14 protein-coding genes are annotated in these 16,707 nt (G+C 72.3%); 9 read left to right on the top strand and 5 right to left on the bottom strand.

Translation table 11 applies throughout. From position 1 onward, the window contains the following. Positions 1-8: 8 nt before the first annotated feature. From QSK17_RS01070 to QSK17_RS01045, 6 genes are all read left to right on the top strand, one after another. Positions 9-491 (top strand): TadE family protein, encoded by a 483-nt coding sequence (locus QSK17_RS01070; protein ID WP_285702430.1) that lies wholly within the window; start codon positions 9-11, stop codon positions 489-491. Beyond that, the gene (locus tag QSK17_RS01065; protein ID WP_285702429.1) at positions 488-925 is read left to right on the top strand and encodes a TadE family protein; all 438 of its coding nucleotides are present in this window, start codon (positions 488-490) and stop codon (positions 923-925) included. Before QSK17_RS01070 ends, QSK17_RS01065 begins: the two co-directional genes overlap by 4 nt. 59 nt (positions 926-984) lie before the next feature. After that, a complete protein-coding gene (locus QSK17_RS01060; RefSeq protein WP_285702428.1) occupies positions 985-1,386 on the top strand; it encodes a pilus assembly protein TadG-related protein in 402 nt (133 codons plus the stop codon). 158 nt (positions 1,387-1,544) lie between these two features. After that, positions 1,545-4,661 (top strand): bacterial transcriptional activator domain-containing protein, encoded by a 3,117-nt coding sequence (locus QSK17_RS01055; protein WP_285702427.1) that lies wholly within the window; start codon positions 1,545-1,547, stop codon positions 4,659-4,661. Positions 4,662-4,704: 43 nt separating this feature from the next. Next, entirely contained in the window at positions 4,705-5,472 is a 768-nt protein-coding gene (locus tag QSK17_RS01050; RefSeq protein WP_285702426.1) for a hypothetical protein, read from the top strand. Continuing rightward, on the top strand, positions 5,469-6,440 hold the full coding sequence (locus QSK17_RS01045) for a hypothetical protein (RefSeq protein WP_285702425.1): 972 nt from the start codon (positions 5,469-5,471) through the stop codon (positions 6,438-6,440). The genes QSK17_RS01050 and QSK17_RS01045 overlap by 4 nt, the downstream gene beginning before the upstream one ends. Before the next feature lie 31 nt (positions 6,441-6,471). On the opposite strand, the gene QSK17_RS01040 is transcribed toward QSK17_RS01045, so the two are convergent. From QSK17_RS01040 to QSK17_RS01020, 5 genes are all read right to left on the bottom strand, one after another. After that, a complete protein-coding gene (locus QSK17_RS01040; protein WP_285702424.1) occupies positions 6,472-6,966 on the bottom strand; it encodes a methylated-DNA--[protein]-cysteine S-methyltransferase in 495 nt (164 codons plus the stop codon). A gap of 52 nt (positions 6,967-7,018) precedes the next feature. After that, the gene (locus tag QSK17_RS01035) at positions 7,019-8,542 is read right to left on the bottom strand and encodes an AlkA N-terminal domain-containing protein (protein ID WP_285702423.1); all 1,524 of its coding nucleotides are present in this window, start codon (positions 8,540-8,542) and stop codon (positions 7,019-7,021) included. Positions 8,543-8,622: 80 nt separating this feature from the next. After that, positions 8,623-9,558 carry an NYN domain-containing protein gene (locus QSK17_RS01030; RefSeq protein ID WP_285702422.1) on the bottom strand — a complete coding sequence of 312 codons (936 nt, stop codon included), beginning with the start codon at positions 9,556-9,558 and terminating at the stop codon, positions 8,623-8,625. 101 nt (positions 9,559-9,659) lie between these two features. Then, complete coding sequence (locus tag QSK17_RS01025) at positions 9,660-9,896, bottom strand: acyl-CoA carboxylase subunit epsilon (RefSeq protein WP_285702421.1); 237 nt, start codon at positions 9,894-9,896, stop codon at positions 9,660-9,662. Further along, positions 9,893-11,482 (bottom strand): acyl-CoA carboxylase subunit beta, encoded by a 1,590-nt coding sequence (locus tag QSK17_RS01020; protein WP_285702420.1) that lies wholly within the window; start codon positions 11,480-11,482, stop codon positions 9,893-9,895. The genes QSK17_RS01025 and QSK17_RS01020 overlap by 4 nt, the downstream gene beginning before the upstream one ends. A 67-nt stretch (positions 11,483-11,549) precedes the next feature. Here QSK17_RS01020 and QSK17_RS01015 point away from each other — a divergent pair, with 67 nt between their 5' ends. From QSK17_RS01015 to QSK17_RS01005, 3 genes are all read left to right on the top strand, one after another. Further along, positions 11,550-12,326: an ABC transporter ATP-binding protein gene (locus QSK17_RS01015; RefSeq protein WP_285702419.1), complete on the top strand. Its 777-nt coding sequence runs from the start codon at positions 11,550-11,552 to the stop codon at positions 12,324-12,326. After that, positions 12,302-13,858, top strand: a complete 1,557-nt coding sequence (locus QSK17_RS01010) for a hypothetical protein (RefSeq protein ID WP_285702418.1) — start codon at positions 12,302-12,304, stop codon at positions 13,856-13,858. The genes QSK17_RS01015 and QSK17_RS01010 overlap by 25 nt, the downstream gene beginning before the upstream one ends. 160 nt (positions 13,859-14,018) lie before the next feature. Further along, positions 14,019-16,610, top strand: coding sequence for a phosphoenolpyruvate carboxylase (locus tag QSK17_RS01005; protein ID WP_502889111.1), 2,592 nt, complete (start codon positions 14,019-14,021; stop codon positions 16,608-16,610). Positions 16,611-16,707: the final 97 nt, after the last annotated feature.

Raw genomic sequence — 16,707 nt, 5'->3', positions numbered from 1 at the left:
CGCGGTCTGTGGTGGCGCGGTCTGTGGTGGCCCGGCCCGTGGTGGCGCGGTCTGTGGTGGCCCGGTCTGTGGTGTCCCGGTCCGCGCGCGATCGGGGGGCCACCGTCATCGAGCTCGCCATGATCATGCCGATCGTGCTGGCCGTGGTGCTCCTCGTCGTACAGCTCACGCTCTGGTTCCATGGCCGGCAGGTCGCCGACGCCGCCGCCAGGGAAGGGGCCAGGCTGGCCCGTGCCGCCGGGACCTCGGAGGGCTGGCAGGGCGATGCCGAGGCGAAGGCCGAGCAGATCGTGCGGGCGGTCGGGCCCAAGATCCTCAAGAACGCCACGGCCCGGGCCTGGGAACGCGGCGACCAGCGCGGCGTCGAGGTCACCGGCAGCGCCGTCCAGGTGGTGCCGCTGCTCCCCGAGATGACGTTCACCATCACGGCGAGCTTCGGCGGTCCCATCGAGTGCTTCCGGCCCGACGACGGTTCGGACGGCTGCCGATGACCCGGCCCGTACGGCTCCCGCCGCCCACGACGGCCCGCCCCCACTCCAAATCGCGGGACGGCGGGTCGATGACGGCCGAGACCGTGATGCTCGCGCCCGTCTTCCTGCTCTTCCTCATGTTCCTCGTCGGAGCGGGCCGGGTCGTCGAGGCCCAGGGGGAGGTCAACGGCGCGGCCAGGGACGCGGCCCGCGCGGCGTCGGTCCAGCGGACCCGCTCCGAGGCCGAGTCCGCGGCGAAGGAGACGGCCGAGGCCGCGCTTTCCGGCCAATGCGCTCCCGAGGTCGGCCTGTCGGGCACCGAATGGAAGGAGGGCGGCGTCGTCCACGTCGCCGTGACCTGCGAGCTGGACCTGGAGTTCCTCGGGTTCGGCGCGACGCGGCGGATGAAAGGGACGTCCGTCGTCCCGCTGGAGCAGTTCCGGAGGGTGGAGTGACCCGAAGGCACGGACCTCGGTGCCCACACGAGCGACGCGCAGGGGCCGAGCGGGGATCGATGTCGGTCTTCGTGGTGATCTTCTCAGTGGCGGTGTTCCTGCTCGCGGGGCTGCTCGTCGACGGCGGGGCGGCCATCAACGCCCGGCTCAGGGCCGCCGACGTCGCCGAGCAGGGCGCCCGCGCCGCGGCCGACCAGATCGACGTGGAGGCGCTGCGCGCCACTGGCCAGGTCCGGCTGCTCGCCGACGAGGGTGCCGTGTGCGGCCGGGCGCGGGAGATCGTGAGTGCGCACGACGACCAGGCCGTGCAGTTGAAGCGGTGCGAGATCGGCGGCGCCCAGGCGGAGGTGACCGTCGAGGTCGGTGTCCGCTGGGACGCCGTGTTCTTGTCGATGCTCGGATTCGGCGGCTCGGAGATGGCGGCGACCGCCACTGCCGGGCCGGACGCGGGGGACGCATGACCGGTGACGGGAACTCGTGGCCGCGCGGCTCGGGATCGCCGCGCCGCCCCCGTGGAGCGGGCCGCCCTCCCGGTGGCGGCCGTCCTCCTGGCGGTGGCCGCCCTCCCGGGCAGCGGACGCCGCCGGCGCCCGCAGCCCCGACCACCCTGCCGCCGAACGTGCCGCCGAACGTGTCGCCGAACCTGAAGCCGACACTGCCGCCCGCGCTGCCCCCTGCCCGTGATCCCGTGCCGCCGTCCGACACGCGCTCCACCCGGTCGCCGACCCGTGATCCGGACCCGTCGGCCTTCTCGACCTTCCAGCGGCCCGCTTCGCACCCGCACCCGCACCGGCAGCCCGGCCGCCGGGCCGCCCGGCGGCCGGTGCGCATCCCGCCGAAACGGACGCCGCGTGACATCCTCGCCGGGATCGCCGCCTTGCTGGCCCTGGCCGCTCTCGTGGGCGGCGTGCCGTACGCGCTGATCAGGCTGGCCGGGCCGCCGCTGCGGCCCGAGCTGCGCGACCTGGACCTGCTCACGAGCGACGTCGGCCCGGAGACGGTCATCGCGATCCTCGTCCTGCTGGTGTGGCTGGCCTGGCTGCAGCTGTTCGTCTGCGTGATCGTCGAGGTGTACGCCGGGATCCGCCGGGTGGGAATGCCCGCGCGGGTGCCCCTGTCCGGAGGCACCCAGGCACTCGCCCACCGGCTCGTCTCCGCGGTGCTGCTGCTGTTCGCGGCGGCGGCGGTGGCCGTCCCGGTGATCGGGCCGGGCACGGGGGGCGGCACGACCCCCGCGATCCGCCCCCAGGCGGCCACGCTGTCCGCGCCGATCGTCACGAGCGACGATCGCCCGCCGCTCCAGGCCCGCGAGGTCAAGAAGGTCTACGTCGTGCAGCCGCCGCATGGGCGGCACCACGAGAGCCTGTGGGAGATCGCCGACAAGTGCCTCGGGGACGGCCGCCGCTATCCCGAGATCTACCGGCTCAACCAGCACAAGCAGCAGCCCGACGGCAGCCGGTTGCGGATGGCCGACCTGATCAGGCCGGGCTGGGTCCTCGACATGCCGGACGACGCGAGGAACGTCCTGATCGTCCCCGCGGACGAGGACCGGCCGACCACGCTGGAACACCACCCCCGCATGCCCACGGACACCAGCGGCGACCTGAATGACGACCTCGGCGGCGGCCAGGAAGCAGGCCAGGACACCGGCCGAGACACAGGGCGGGACACAGGGCGGCACGAGAACCGCGATCCGGCGTCGGGGAAGGGCGATTTCCGGTTGCCGCCGCCCGCCCTGACGGAGCGACCCCGCCACGAGACCGCCGACGCCGACTCGTCAGCGGTTCCGTCACCGCGGGAGAGGTCCGCGAGGGACGACCGGCAGGGAGCGGCGGACGACCGATCCTCGCGCGGCGAACCCTCTCTGGCCGGACGCCACGGGCAGGAGCAGGACGGTGGCCTCGACCTGGCCGACTACCTCGCGGCGGCGTCGCTGGCGGCGGCGGGGCTGCTCGCCGTACTGGGACGGCGGCGCAGGGAGCAGCTCTGGCGGCGCGCGTTCGGCCGGCGGGTGGTCCGGCCCAGAGGGGACGCCGCCGGGGCCGAGGTCGCGATCCGCCTCGGGGCCGACGCTCCGGGCAGCCGCATGCTCGATCTGGGCCTGCGCCTGCTGGGCCGGCTGCTCGCCGACCAGGGCAGGCGCCCGCCGACGATCTACGCGGTCCACCTGTCCAGCAGGGGCCTCGACCTGTGGATCCACCCCGCCGACCTGGACGCCCCAGAGCCCTGGGAGGCGTGCGACGGCGGGCAGGTCTGGCGGCTCCACGCGCACGAGGGCCGCCGGATCGACGAGCAGGACCTCGCCGGAGTGCCCGCGCCGTACCCCGGCCTGGTCTCCCTGGGCACCGCCGACGGCGGCCGGGTGCTCATCGACCTGGAGGCCGCGCAGGGCGTCGTCGCCATGGAGGGCACCCGAACCGTCGCCGCCATGTCCGCGCTCGCGGTGGAACTGGCGACTAACCGCTGGTCGGACCACATGCGGCTCACCCTCGTCGGGTTCGGCGAGGAGCTGACGCTGATCGCCCCCGAACGGATCCGGATCGCGGGCAGCCTCGCCGAGGTCCTGCCCGAACTGGAGGAGCGCGCCGCCCACGAGACCGGAGACGTCCTCACCGGGCGGATCCACTCCCGGGTGGACGACCCCGTCTGGACGCCGCACTACCTGCTCTCGGCGATCCGTCCCGACGAGGACGAGGCGCGCCGCCTCGCGGTGCTCGGCAAGGCGACGCGCACGGCCACCGGGTACGTCGTGGCGGGCGGGATGCCGCACGCCACCTGGACCTGGGAGATCACCGACGACGACCGGGCCAGGATCGACGCCCTGGGGTTCGAGGTCGATGCCCAGCTGCTGCCGCGCCGCCACTACACCGCCGTCATCGACCTGTTCCGTACGGCTCAGCGCACCGACGGCGAGCCGCTGCCCGAGCCCGAGGTACGGGTGCCCGACGAGCCGCCGTCGATCGAGGTCCGCATCCTCGGCCCGATCGAGATCGGCCCGGTGAACCCCCTGGAGGAGGGCCGATCCGCGCTCGCGCACGAGATGGTCGTCTATCTGGCGGGGCACCCGGCGGGGGTCCATCCCGTCGTGCTCGGCGGCGTCCTGTGGCCGCGCGGCGTGCAGGCGGTGGTGCGCGACGCGACCATCGCCCGCGTGGTGAAGTGGCTCGGCGCCGACGCCGACGGCCGCCCCCACGTCCACCTGGACGAGGCGGGACGGCTGCGGCTCGGCCCCGAGGTCAGAAGCGACTGGCACCTCTTCCAGGAGCTGGTCCGCCGGTCCCGCGATCAGCATCCCGAGGCGGAGGTTCTCCTCCTGGAGAAGGCCGTCGGGCTGGTGCGCGGGCCGCTGCTGAGCGGCCGACCGGCGGGCCGGTACGCCTGGCTCGCCGCCGACTCGCTCGAGTACGACGTCACGGCGAGCGTGGCCGACGCCGCCCACCGCCTCTGCGAGCTGCGGCTGGCGCGGGGCGAGGCCGAGGCCGCGGTCGCGGCGGCCCGGGCCGGCCTGCTCCTCGCGGCAGACGACGAGGGGCTCTGGCGCGACCTGCTGCGCGCCGCGCACGCCACCGGCGATCCCGCGCGGCTGCGCGCGGTGGTGGACGGCATGCACCGAAGGTCCGCGTCGCATCCCTACGGAGGCGGCATGGCTCCCGAGACGGAGGCGCTGATCGATGAACTGCTCCCGGACTGGCGCCGGGGCGCCCCCTCGGGCCTCGGCACCCCGCGCCTCGCGTGACCGGTCACGGGCGACGGTGAGAGCCATGCGAAGGGCGAGAGCCATGCGAACGGGCAGAGCGGCGCGGGGTGCCGCGGTCTTGCGTGGCGGCGTACTGTGCGGGCTGCTGTGCGGCCTGCTGGGCGGCCTGCTCGCGGCGGGGTGCGGCTCCTCCGGGAAGGAGCCGGTCTTCACCCCTGGGGGGACAGGCGCGCTCGCCGGAAAGACGGCCGGGCAGCCGGCGCCCGACGCCGGACAGGGGACACCGCCCACCGCCACGGCCGGTCCCGGCCGCCAGACGCAGGTCCCGATCACTCCGGGGGTCGAGGCGGTCCCGGCCGGAGAGGGCCTGCGGGTCGAGATCGAGTGGCCCTCGGGGCTGGACGCCGACGTGGCCGGAGCGGTGCGGGCGTACGCCGAGAGCTACACCGCCCTGTGGCGGGCCGTCACCACCGGCGGGCATGACGCCTCCTACCTCACGAAGGTGGACGAGACGGCCATCGGCGACATCGTGACCCGCCTGCGCGGGTTCCTCGACCGGAACCTGTCGGCGCGCGGCGTGGCCCGGCTGTACGCGCTGCGGGTCGATTCCTCGGTCACGGTCGGCGACCGGATGGGGGTGCAGGTGCTCGGCTGCGTGGACGAGTCGGCGATCCGGATGATCGACACGGAGGGGAAGCCGATCGCGGACCAGCCGAGCTGGACCCGGCCGCCGACGTCGGTCTATCTCTGGTCCGCCGCGATCGGCCGGGATGAGCACGGTGTCTGGCGGATCAGGCTGTTCCGCATCGCCACCTACCCGGCCGCACCCGCGAAGGAGTGTGCCCGATGAGACCGTTCGCCGCCCCGCTCACGCCTCTGGTGGCGTCTTTGGTGGCGTCTCTGCTCGCGGCGCCGGATCCGTCCCACCCGACCGCGGAGGGTTTCCAGGAGGGCAGGACCGCCGGTGTACGGCTGATGCACTCGGCCATCGTGCTCTCCGGCAACGGCCTCGGCGGCAAGGGCGCGAAGGGCGACGGCTACCGGATTCCACGCCCGTGCTGGTACGAGCCGTACAAGAGCGCCGAGGAGATGCTCCGCGAGGAGGACTCGACGTTGCAACACGCGTTCAGAGCCGACCCCGACCTCTCCAGTTCCAGCTCGAACAGCCGGCAGTACACGAATGATTTCCTCCAGCAGTACAGGGACAAACTGGGGCAGCAGGGGCGTTGGTGGCGCGCCGCGTACAACGCGGGCGATCAGAACGGAGCGGCCTGCTCGGCCGCGCTGGCCACCGCCGTATGGGTGCCGACCGGGACCACGCCCCCGGGCGGGATCACCGCGGAGGAGCTTCGGGCGATCGCCCGGGCCGCGCTGACCGTGCCCGAGCCGCAGGTCAAGCTCAGCCCGGACGCCAAGAGCTACGTCAACCTGCCGACCTGGGTCTGGCTGGAGGGCGGGGCACAGGTGCCGCGCTCGGTGACCGCGACCCTCCCGGGGTTCATGAGCGTGACGGTCACTGCCACCCCCAAGAACGTGGAGATCGACCCGGGCACCACGTCCGACCGCGCCGAGGTGCGTGAGAACTGCGGCGCCGGCGGGCGCCCGTACACCAAGGGAGGCGACTTCACCTGCGGCGTCCGCTACCTGAGGGCCTCGATCGACCAGTCGCGCGACGTCTACACGCTCACCGTGACCTCCGTGTGGCAGGTCGTCAGCACCGACGACCAGGGGGGCCAGCCGTTCCCGTTCGAGCCGATCCGGGCTGCCGCCACCCGCGACGTCCCCGTGGGCGAGGTGCAATCCGTCGTCACGGGCTGACAGTGGAGCCGGTCGCCCGTCGCCGCCGTGGTCATCGGTGGCTTTCGTGGGCGAGCAGCCACTCCTTCACGGGGACGCCGTAGTAATAGCCGCCGAACCCGCCCGTCGTGGGCAGAACGCGATGGCAGGGGACGAACGGCGCGATCAGGTTCTGGGCGCACGCCGCCCCGGCCGCCCGCGCCGCCGTCCTGGGCAGCCCCGCCATCTCCGCCAACCGGCCGTACGACACCGTGGTCCCGGCGGAGACGCTCCGCAGCGCCGTGTAGAGCCGCTGCCGGGTCGGCGTTCCCGGCTGCGTCACCGGGACGCGGTCCAGGGCGTCGATCTCGCCGTCCAGATAGTCCCGTACGGCCTGCGCGATGTCGCCGAGGTCGCCCTCGACCAGCGGCAGCTCCTGGAGCGCGGCCGGGAGGCGGGCGAACTGCTCCCGGGGATCCGCGCTGAAACCGGCGGCCACGACGACGCCGTCACGGGCGAGCACGCTCGCCGGGCCCACCGGTGTGGGAAGAACCTGAGCAATGATCATGATGCTCGCGGGGGGCCGCGCGGGCCCGCCGCTCCCTCCTGTCTGCGTTCTCTCAGATGTCGCGGGCGGCGGCCGGGCCGGTGCTCGCGTTCCACAGGTGGAGCGCGGCGTACGCCCGCCAGGGCCGCCATCGTTCGGCGTGCTCGGCCGGGATGCCGAGGCACTGCATGGTCCTCTTTAGCACCAGGTCGCCGCCGGGCCACGCGTCCGGGTCGCCGAGCGCGCGCAGCGCGACGTAGCTCGCGGTCCACGGTCCGATCCCGGGGAGGCGGAGCAGTTTGGCGACCGTCTCCGGGACGTCCTCGGCGCCGTCGAGGTCGATCCGCCCCGCGGCGACCTCCTCGGCGAGCGCCCGCAGCGTGCCGACGCGGCGGGTGGTCAGCCCGAGGCCGGTCAGATCGGCCGCCGCGAGCCGGTCCGCCGTGGGGAAGAGCAGGGTGACCGGCGTGACCTCGTCACCGGGCGGCGCGGTGACGGCCGTGCCCGCCCTGGCGGCGATGCGGCCGAGGAGCGTCCGGGCTCCCGCTACCGAGATCTGCTGCCCCACGACCGCGCGTACGGCCAGCTCGAAGCCGTCGAACGCGCCGGGGACGCGCAGGCCCGGGCGCTCCGCGACCAGCGGCCCGAGCGAGGTCGCGCCGAGCGCCGAGGTGATGGCCTCGGGGTCGGCGTCCAGGTCCAGCAGGCGGCGGCACCGCGCCACGATCCGGGCCAGCTGCCGGGTGTCGGCGGTACGCACGGTGAGCCGGATGTGGTCTGCCACGGGAACCAGCGCGATCCACCCGCCGGGGACGGCCCGGAGGTAGGTCGGCCTGCCGCCGGCGTCCTGGCCGATCTCCCCGGACTCGGCGGATTCCCCTGCCGGCCAGGTGACGGACTCGGTCCCGGGGATGGCGCGGGCGGCCAGGTAGCGGAACAGCGCCGCCGCGTCGTACGGCCCGCGGTAATGCAGCCGCAGGGTCAGGCCGTGGGGGGCGAGGCACGGCCGGGGAACGGCGCCCACCGCTCCGGTGGTCTTCCTGAGGTCTCCGGGTGCGAAGCCGTACGACTCCTTCATGGCGGCGTTGAACTGGCGCACGCTCCCGAACCCCGATGCGAAGGCCACGTCGGCGATCGGCAGGTGGGTCTCGGTGAGCAGCTGCTTGGCCAGCAGCAGCCGCCGGGTCCTGGCGACGGCGAGCGGTCCGGTTCCCAGCTCGGCGACGAACAGCCGGTGGAGGTGCCGTTCGGTCACGTTGAGCCGCCGCGCGAGGCCGCTGACGCCGTGGTCGTCGGCCTCGCCGTCCCCGATCAGGCGGAGCGCCCGCCCGACGAGGTCCGCGCGCACGTCCCAGCCGGGGGCGCCCGGGCTCAGCTCCGGGCGGCAGCGGCGGCAGGGCCGGAACCCGGCGGCCTCGGCGCTGGCCGCGTGCCGGTAGAAGCGGACGTTCTTCCGCGCGGGCGTGCGCGCCGGGCACACGGGCCGGCAGTAGATGCCCGTGGACGTGACCGCCGTGTAGAAACGCCCGTCGAACCGGGGATCACAGGCGGACACCGCCAGGTAGCATGACTCGAAGTCCAGGTGTCGTGTGCTCACGTGTTCGACGTTATGCCCTGCCCGGACCATCGGGCTGGCGGAAATCGGACCTCACCGTCACGGCCTCGCGGCCGGTCCGGTCACTTGCTGGAGATGCCGACTCCGAGGTCGAACTCGCGGTACACCCTGGCCCAGAAGCCGTCCCGCAGCCACACCCTCGCCTCCGGGTAGGGGCGCAGCGAGTGGCCCAGCTCCTTCTCCGCCTCGATCAAGAGCTCGGTGTCGATGACGGTCGGCAGGATGGGCCCGGGAAGCAGGTCCCTGATGTTGTCGCGGCCGCGGGTCAGTATCCACTTCTGCGCGACGTGCTCGCCGACCTCCTCCACATGCGGCCGTCCGGGCCCCAGCTTGGTGATCTGCCCGACAGGCGCCTTCGGCACCGGTCTGACCGTGCGGCCCGCGAACACCTGCGCCGGGGACGGCGCGGGCGTGACAGGCACCGGAACGGGCGCCCGGTTGAAGTAGGGACGCAGGAAATCGGCGCTCAAGATCTCGACAGTGTCCGACTCCCACACCAGCCGCTCGGCCTGGTTGGTGCCGAACGGCGGCTCCACCCCCCAAAGATGGACGCGTACGCCGTATGCCTGCGCGGCCTCCACCGCGGGCACCATGTCCTCGTCACCCGCGATCAGCACGGTGTCGCTGACGGCGTGATGCCGGGCAAGGGCCTCCAGGTCGCTGCGGATCTGGGCGTCCACACCTTTCTGCTGGCCGCGCGCGTTCAGGTTGCCAAGTCGTACCTTCACCCAGGGAAGCTGGGCGATCACACGTTGGTCGACCGTCGGAACCCGGTCGCGTGCGGCGTCATACCAGTAGACGCGGAGCAACTCGCCGGGAATGCGCTCCAGCGCGTGTTTCTGCAACGACTGGATGAGCTCGTCCGCGGCGACGCGGTATTCCTTACGCTCCTTCGCCCCCAGCAGGACTTCGCCGGCCGCCGCATATAGGTAGCCGACGTCCACGAGGACCGCGTACTTGGCAGCCATGCTGTGTGCGGTGAGGTCCAGGATGGCCATGTCGTCCTCCAGGACTCGTCACTAGATGATCGGCTGACTATATCTCCCCCTTTTCTAGATACTCCCAACTCTTGAGCCTGTTGACACCCTGTTCCGCTGATCTAATGCCGAAGCATGGGCGAACGCCACGCCCCAGGACCGTGCGGGAGTCCCGTTCGCATCCCATGTGCGGGGTTTGCCCATTTCTTACGCGCCGATGCGGCGGAAGGCATGGGAACGGCTCGGGACACGACACCGCGATGGCGGGCGGAGAGAAGCGCGGACACGAGGGCGGCGATCTCCTCCGAAATCGGGTCACCCCGTACGATCTCGCCGCGAAGCGCCTCAGGATCGATCACAGCGGGATGTTCCCGTGCTTCTTGGGCGGCAGCGTCGCCCGCTTGTCGCGGAGGGCGCGCAGCGCTCTGACGATCTGGGTCCGCGTTTCCGACGGCCTGATCACCGCGTCCACGTAGCCGCGTTCCGCCGCCAGATAGGGGTTGGCCAGCGTGTCCTCGTACTCGCTGACGAACACGGCGCGCGCGGCCTCGGCGTCCTCGGCGGCGGCCAGTTCGCGCCGGTAGAGGATGTTGACCGCCCCCTGGGCGCCCATCACCGCGATCTGGGCGGTCGGCCAGGCGAGGTTGACGTCCGCGCCGAGATGCTTGGATCCCATGACGTCGTACGCCCCGCCGTACGCCTTGCGGGTGATGACGGTGACCAGGGGCACCGTGGCCTCCGCGTACGCGTAGAGGAGTTTCGCCCCGCGCCGGATGATTCCGTTCCATTCCTGGTCGGTGCCCGGCAGGAATCCCGGAACATCAACAAATGTCAAGACTGGAATATTGAAGGCATCACAAGTTCTGACAAAGCGTGCGGCTTTCTCGGACGCCGCGATGTCCAGCGTTCCGGCGAAACTCATCGGCTGGTTCGCGACCACGCCGACGGAGCGCCCTTCGACCCGGCCGAAACCCACCACGATGTTCGGCGCGAAACCCGCGTGAACCTCCAGGAACTCGCCGTCGTCCAGGATGTGCTCGACGACCGACCGTATGTCGTACGGCTGGTTTGCCGAGTCCGGGACGAGAGTGTCGAGTTCGAGGTCCTCCGGGGTGATCTCCATCGGCGCGTCGGCGTCGTAGACGGGGGCGTCGTCCATGTTGTTGGACGGCAGGTAGGACAGCAGCGCCCGGGCGAAGTCCAGGCAGTCCTCCTCGTCCACGGCCTCGTAGTGCGCGACGCCGGACCTGGTCCCGTGCGCGTGCGCGCCGCCGAGTTCCTCGAACGTCACCTCCTCGCCGGTCACGGTCCTGATGACGTCCGGGCCGGTGATGAACATGTGCGACTTCTCCCGAACCATCAGGACGAAGTCCGTGAGGGCGGGGGAGTAGACCGCGCCGCCCGCGCAGGGACCCATGATCAGGGAGATCTGCGGGATCACGCCCGACGCGTGCACGTTCCGCTTGAAGATCTCGGCGTACAGGCCGAGGGAGACGACGCCCTCCTGGATGCGCGCGCCGCCCGAGTCGTTGATGCCGATCACCGGGCAGCCGGTCTTGAGCGCGTGGTCCATGACCTTGACGATCTTCTCGCCGAAGACCTCGCCCAAAGAGCCGCCGAAGACCGTGAAGTCCTGCGCGAACACGGCGACCGGGCGGCCGTCCACGGTGCCGTGGCCGGTGACGACGCCGTCGCCGTACGGACGTTCGCGGTCGAGGCCGAAGCTCGTCGACCGATGCCTGGCCATGGCGTCGAACTCGACGAAGGAATCCTCGTCGAGCAGGGCGCGCACCCGCTCCCTGGCGGTCATCTTGCCCTTGGCGTGCTGTCGCTCCACCGCTCGCGCCGAACCGGCGTGGGCCGCCTCCTCCCGGCGGCGTTCCAGGTCGGCGATCTTGCCTGCGGTCGTGTGGATGTCGATCTCAGGTGCCCGTTCCGCGGTCATGCTCTGCAGGGTAACCACGCGCCTGGCGCCGTCCGAGCCTCCCGGGCCGTCTGGCAGAGTTGAGGGCATGGTTGAGGGAAAGCCCGAGGCAGTACGCACCCAAGGATTGTTCAAGAGATTCGGCACGCAGGTCGCCGTCGCAGGCGTGGACCTGATCGTGCCGAAGGGCAGCTTCGCCGGGCTGGTCGGCCCCAACGGCGCGGGCAAGACCACCACCCTCAGCATGGTCACCGGCCTGCTGCGGCCTGACGCCGGCCTGATCGAGATCAACGGGCACAACGTGTGGAGAGACCCGGTCAAGGTCAAGGCACACATCGGGGTGCTCCCCGAGGGGCTGCGCCTGTTCGAGCGGCTCTCCGGCCGGGAGCTCCTGCTGTACAACGGCCAGCTCAGGGGCATCGCGCGCGACGAGGTCGAGCGCCGGGCCGACGAACTGCTCCGCGTCATGGACCTCGTCGAGGCGCAGGACAAGCTGGTCGTGGACTACTCCACCGGCATGCGTAAGAAGATCGGCCTGGCCGCCGCGCTGCTGCACAACCCCGACGTGCTCTTCCTCGACGAGCCGTTCGAGGGCGTCGACCCGGTCTCGGCCAACACCCTGGTCGAGGTCCTCCAGCGGTACACCTCGTCCGGGTCCACGGTCGTCTTCTCCAGCCACGTCATGGACCTCGTCGAGCGGCTCTGCGACTGGGTGTCCGTGATGAGCCGGGGGAGCATCGTGGCCCAGGGGCCGCTCGACTCCATCCGGCGTGGACGCACGCTCAACGAGGCGTTCCTCGACCTGGTCGGCGCGCGCCATGGCGGAGAGGAGGGGCTGTCGTGGTTGGGCTCTTCGTCCGTCTGAAGCTGCGGCTGATCCGCGGCAACCTGCACGGTGACACGGTCAAGCAGATCGGCTTCGCCTTCACCACGCTGGCCGCGCTGGGCTGCGCCGTCGGAGGATTCGCCCTGTTCGCCCTGCTCCGGCTGGCCGTTCCCGGCGTGGCGGGCGACCTCGGGATCGTCGCGTTCACCGTCTTCACGATCGGGTGGATCCTCGTTCCGCTGCTCGCCTTCGGCTTGGACGAGACGCTCGATCCGTCCCGTCTGGCGCTGTTCCCGCTCACCACCCGGCAGATGGCGGCCGGGCTGTTCGCCGCGTCCGTCGCCGGGCCCTGGCCGCTCGCCTCGCTGGTCGCGCTCTCCGGCGCGGTCGTCGGCCTCGCGTCCGGGCCGAGCGGCGTGCTGATCGGCGTCCCCGCCGTGCTGCTGCAGTTCGCCCTGTGCGTGGTCGCGTCCCGCGCCGTCACCACCGCGCTGTCGGCCTCGCTGCGCAGCCGCCGCGGGCGCGACGTGCTGGCGGTGGCCGCCGTGCTCGTCATCCTCCTGTTCCAGCTTCCCGGGATGCTCGCCAGCCAGGGCTTCTCCGGCGATCCGCGGGTGCTGCTCGACTCGGCGGCCTCCGTCCTGCGCTGGGCGCCGCCCGGCATGGCCGCCCACGCCATCGAGGCCGGCGGCCTCGTCGGCCTCGGCGAGCTGGTGGTCGTCGCGGCGGCGGTCGCGGTGCTCGGGTGGTTGTGGATCATCGCGCTGCGCCGGGCCCTCGTCACGCCCGACTCCTCCAACCAGAGCGGCGGCTCGGTGCGCCGCTCGCGCCTCGGTGGCCTCCTGCCGGGCGGCGTGATCGGCGCGGTCGTCGCCAAGGAGCTCAAGTACGCCAGGAGGGAGCCGCGGGGCCGGATCTCCTGGTTCCTGGCGGTCGTGGTGACCGGCGTCCTCACGTTCTCGCTGCGCGGGCCGGACGGCTTGACCGGGCCCGCGTTCGTGATCGGCCCGGCGTGCCTGGCGGCGACGATGATCGGGATCCAGGCGGCCAACTCCTTCGGTATCGACGGCCGCTCCCTCTGGATGAACGCCGTCGCGTTCTCCTCCGAGCGGGACGTGCGCACCGATTTCGCCGGCCGGCAACTCGCGATCGCCATCATCGCGGTGCCGCTCCTGCTGGTGCTCTCCGTCGGCGCGTCCCTCGTCGCGGGCGAGCCGGCCTGGGCCGTGCCCGCCGTGCTCAGCGCGTGGGGCGTGCTCGGGGTCGGCCTCGGCGTGGGGGCGGTGACCAGCGTGATCCTGCCCTACACCCTCCCCGATCGGCTCAACGCCTTCACCGGCGCGGCCCCCGGGCAGGGCGGCGAGGCGTTCCTCGGCTCCCTCGGGGCGATGCTGGGCACCAGCATGGTCGCGCTTCCGGTGTTCGTGCCCCTCATTTTCGGCGCCACCTGGGCGAGCGTGCTGGCCGTGCCGTACGGGCTGCTGGCCGCGTGGGGCGGCCGCAGGCTCGGCGGCATGATCGGCCACAACCGGCTGCCGGAGATCGTCGCGGCGGTGTCCCGCCCGACCTGACGCGCCGTCGAGGGGAGGCGCCGTTTTTCCAGGTGAGCGGCTTCGGGTGAGTGGTCTAGTCCAATTAGTGAGACCGGTATCCGGCATTGTGACCGAAGTCGCTAGTCTTCGAAATATGGCCGCCATCGCACCTGCCGATCGACACAGTGCCGTCACGGAGATGCCTGATGAGCTCCGTGCCGACGTCCGTCTCCTGGGTGGACTCCTGGGTCAGGTGATCGCCGAACACGGCGGTCCCGATCTCCTCGCCGACGTCGAACGCCTGCGCAAAGCGGTGATCGGCGCGCGGCGTGGCGACACGACGACCGACCAGGTCGCCGCCCTCGTCGCCGAATGGCCCATCGACCGCGCGGTCCTGATCGCGCGGGCGTTCACCTGCTACTTCCACCTGGCCAACCTCGCCGAGGAGCACTACCGCATCCGCATCCTCCGGCAACGGGACCGCGACGACGTCCCGCTGAAGGAGTCGCTCGCGGAGGCCGTGCGGGAACTGCGCGGCTACGAGCGGCCGGATGACCTCATCGGCGGGCTGGAATACCGCCCGGTGCTCACCGCCCACCCGACCGAGGCGCGGCGGCGGGCCGTCGTCACCGCGATCCAGCGGATCAGCGGGCAGCTCGACGCGTACAACGCCCCGGACAGGGGAGCGGGCGAGCGGGAGGAGGCCCACCGGCGGCTGTTGGAGGAGATCGACCTGCTGTGGCGCACCGCCCAGCTGCGCTCGACCAAGCTGGACCCGCTCGACGAGGTCCGCACCGCCATGGCCGCCTTCGACGAGACGCTCTTCCGCGTCGTGCCGCAGATCTACCGGGCGCTGGACACGGCGCTCCAACCGGGCACCGGGACCCGCGAGCCGCTGGCCAAGGCGTACATCCGGTACGGAAGCTGGATCGGCGGCGACCGCGACGGCAACCCGAACGTGACGTCCAAGGTGACCCGCGAGGCCGTGCTGATCCAGGCGGAGCACGTGCTCACCGCGCTGGAGAACGCCGCCATCCGGATCGGGCGCACCATGACCGCGGGCGCCAAGGACACGCCGCCGTCCGCCGACCTGCGGGCCGCGCTCGCCCGTGCCACCGGCGACTTCCCCGACATGGTGTCGGAGATGGCCACCCGGTCGCCCGAGGAGCCGCACCGCCAGTGGCTGTTCTTCGCCGCCGCGCGCATCGCGGCCACGCGCCGCCGCGACCTCGACCTGGCCTACCGCTCGCCGTCCGAGCTGCTCGACGACCTCCGGCTGGTGCAGGAGTCCCTGCGCGACGCCGGCGCCCTACGGCAGGCGTACGGCGAGTTGCAGCACCTGATCTGGCAGGTGGAGACGTTCGGGTTCCACCTGGCCGAGCTGGAGGTGCGCCAGCACTCGCAGGTCCACGCGGCGACTCTGGAGGAGATCACCTCGGGGTCGCTCTCCGGGCGCGGCGAGGAGGTTCTCGCCACGATCCGGACGATCGCCTGGATCCAGGAGCGCTTCGGCGTGACCGCCTGCTCCCGTTACGTCGTGTCGTTCACGCGGTCGGCCGAGGACATCGCGGCCGTCTACGAGCTGGCCAGGCACGCGCTCGGCGACCGGGCCCCGGTCCTCGACGTCGTACCGCTGTTCGAGTCGGGCGCGGACCTCGACAACGCGGCCGCGGTGCTGTCCGGCATGGTTGAGCTGGAGCCGGTACGCCGGAGGCTCGCCGCCAACGGCCGCCGGCTGGAGGTCATGCTCGGCTACTCCGACTCCGCCAAGGAGCTCGGCCCGGCCGCCGCGACGCTGCGCCTGTACGACGCCCAGGCCGCGCTGACCGCGTGGGCCGAGGCCAACGACATCCGGCTCACGCTGTTCCACGGCCGGGGCGGCGCCCTCGGCCGCGGCGGCGGCCCGGCCAACCGGGCGGTGCTCGCCCAGGCGCCGGGCTCGGTCGCGGGCCGGTTCAAGGTCACCGAGCAGGGCGAGGTCATCTTCGCCCGCTACGGGCACTCCGCCATCGCCCGGCGGCACATCGAGCAGGTGACCAATGCCGTGCTGCTCGCCTCCACGCCCACCGTCGAGTCGCGTACGGCCGCCGCGGCGGCGAAGTTCCGCGCGCTGGCCGAGCGGGTGGCGTCGGCGTCGGAGCGTGCCTACCGCGCGCTGACCGAGGCGCCGGGCTTCGCCGAGTGGTTCGCGCTGGTCAGCCCGCTCGAGGAGATCGGCTCGTTGCGGCTCGGCTCGCGTCCGGCCCGCCGCGGCCTCGGCGCGCCGCGGTCCCTGGAGGACCTGCGGGCCATCCCGTGGGTGTTCGCCTGGGCGCAGACCCGGGTCAACCTCCCCGGCTGGTTCGGCCTGGGCAGCGGGCTGGCCGAGGTCGTCTCGGGCGGCGGGCTGTCCGAGCTGCGGTCGGCCTACAAGGAGTGGCCGCTGTTCGCGTCGCTGCTGGACAACGTGGAGATGTCGCTGGCCAAGACCGACCGGGCCATCGCCTCGCGCTATCTCGCGCTGGGCGGCAGGGCGGACTTCACCGGGCAGGTGCTCAAGGAGTACGACCGCACCAGGAAGCTGGTCCTGGAGACCACCGGCCACTCCCGGCTGCTGGAGAACCGCCGCGTCCTGTCCCGGGCCGTGCAGCTGCGCGACCCGTACGTGGACGCGCTCAGCCACCTCCAGCTCCGCGCGCTGTCGGCCCTGCGCGCGGACGGCGACCTGTCCGAGAGGGAGCGGGATCGCCTGTCCGCGCTGCTGCTCCTGTCCGTGAACGGCGTGGCCGCCGGCCTGCAGAACACCGGCTGACCACCTCCACGATCACTCCTCAACGTCACGTTTAGGCGATATGTCAGGAATGTGAGTTATTCGCATCTTTGGGGTGCGCCGTAACGTGTGACACCTT

The organism is Microtetraspora sp. NBRC 16547 (assembly GCF_030268965.1).
GTDB lineage: Bacteria > Actinomycetota > Actinomycetes > Streptosporangiales > Streptosporangiaceae > Microtetraspora.
This window is presented reverse-complemented; position numbering and strand designations above follow the sequence as displayed.

Coding starts and splice junctions, on each gene's coding strand:
- QSK17_RS01065 (WP_285702429.1), top strand. CDS start 488: ATGACCCGGCCCGTACGGCTCCCGCCGCCCACGACGGCCCGCCCCCAC.
- QSK17_RS01060 (WP_285702428.1), top strand. CDS start 985: ATGTCGGTCTTCGTGGTGATCTTCTCAGTGGCGGTGTTCCTGCTCGCG.
- QSK17_RS01040 (WP_285702424.1), bottom strand. CDS start 6,966: ATGATCATTGCTCAGGTTCTTCCCACACCGGTGGGCCCGGCGAGCGTG.
- QSK17_RS01050 (WP_285702426.1), top strand. CDS start 4,705: ATGCGAACGGGCAGAGCGGCGCGGGGTGCCGCGGTCTTGCGTGGCGGC.
- QSK17_RS01030 (WP_285702422.1), bottom strand. CDS start 9,558: ATGGCCATCCTGGACCTCACCGCACACAGCATGGCTGCCAAGTACGCG.
- QSK17_RS01015 (WP_285702419.1), top strand. CDS start 11,550: ATGGTTGAGGGAAAGCCCGAGGCAGTACGCACCCAAGGATTGTTCAAG.
- QSK17_RS01005 (WP_502889111.1), top strand. CDS start 14,019: ATGCCTGATGAGCTCCGTGCCGACGTCCGTCTCCTGGGTGGACTCCTG.
- QSK17_RS01020 (WP_285702420.1), bottom strand. CDS start 11,482: ATGACCGCGGAACGGGCACCTGAGATCGACATCCACACGACCGCAGGC.
- QSK17_RS01045 (WP_285702425.1), top strand. CDS start 5,469: ATGAGACCGTTCGCCGCCCCGCTCACGCCTCTGGTGGCGTCTTTGGTG.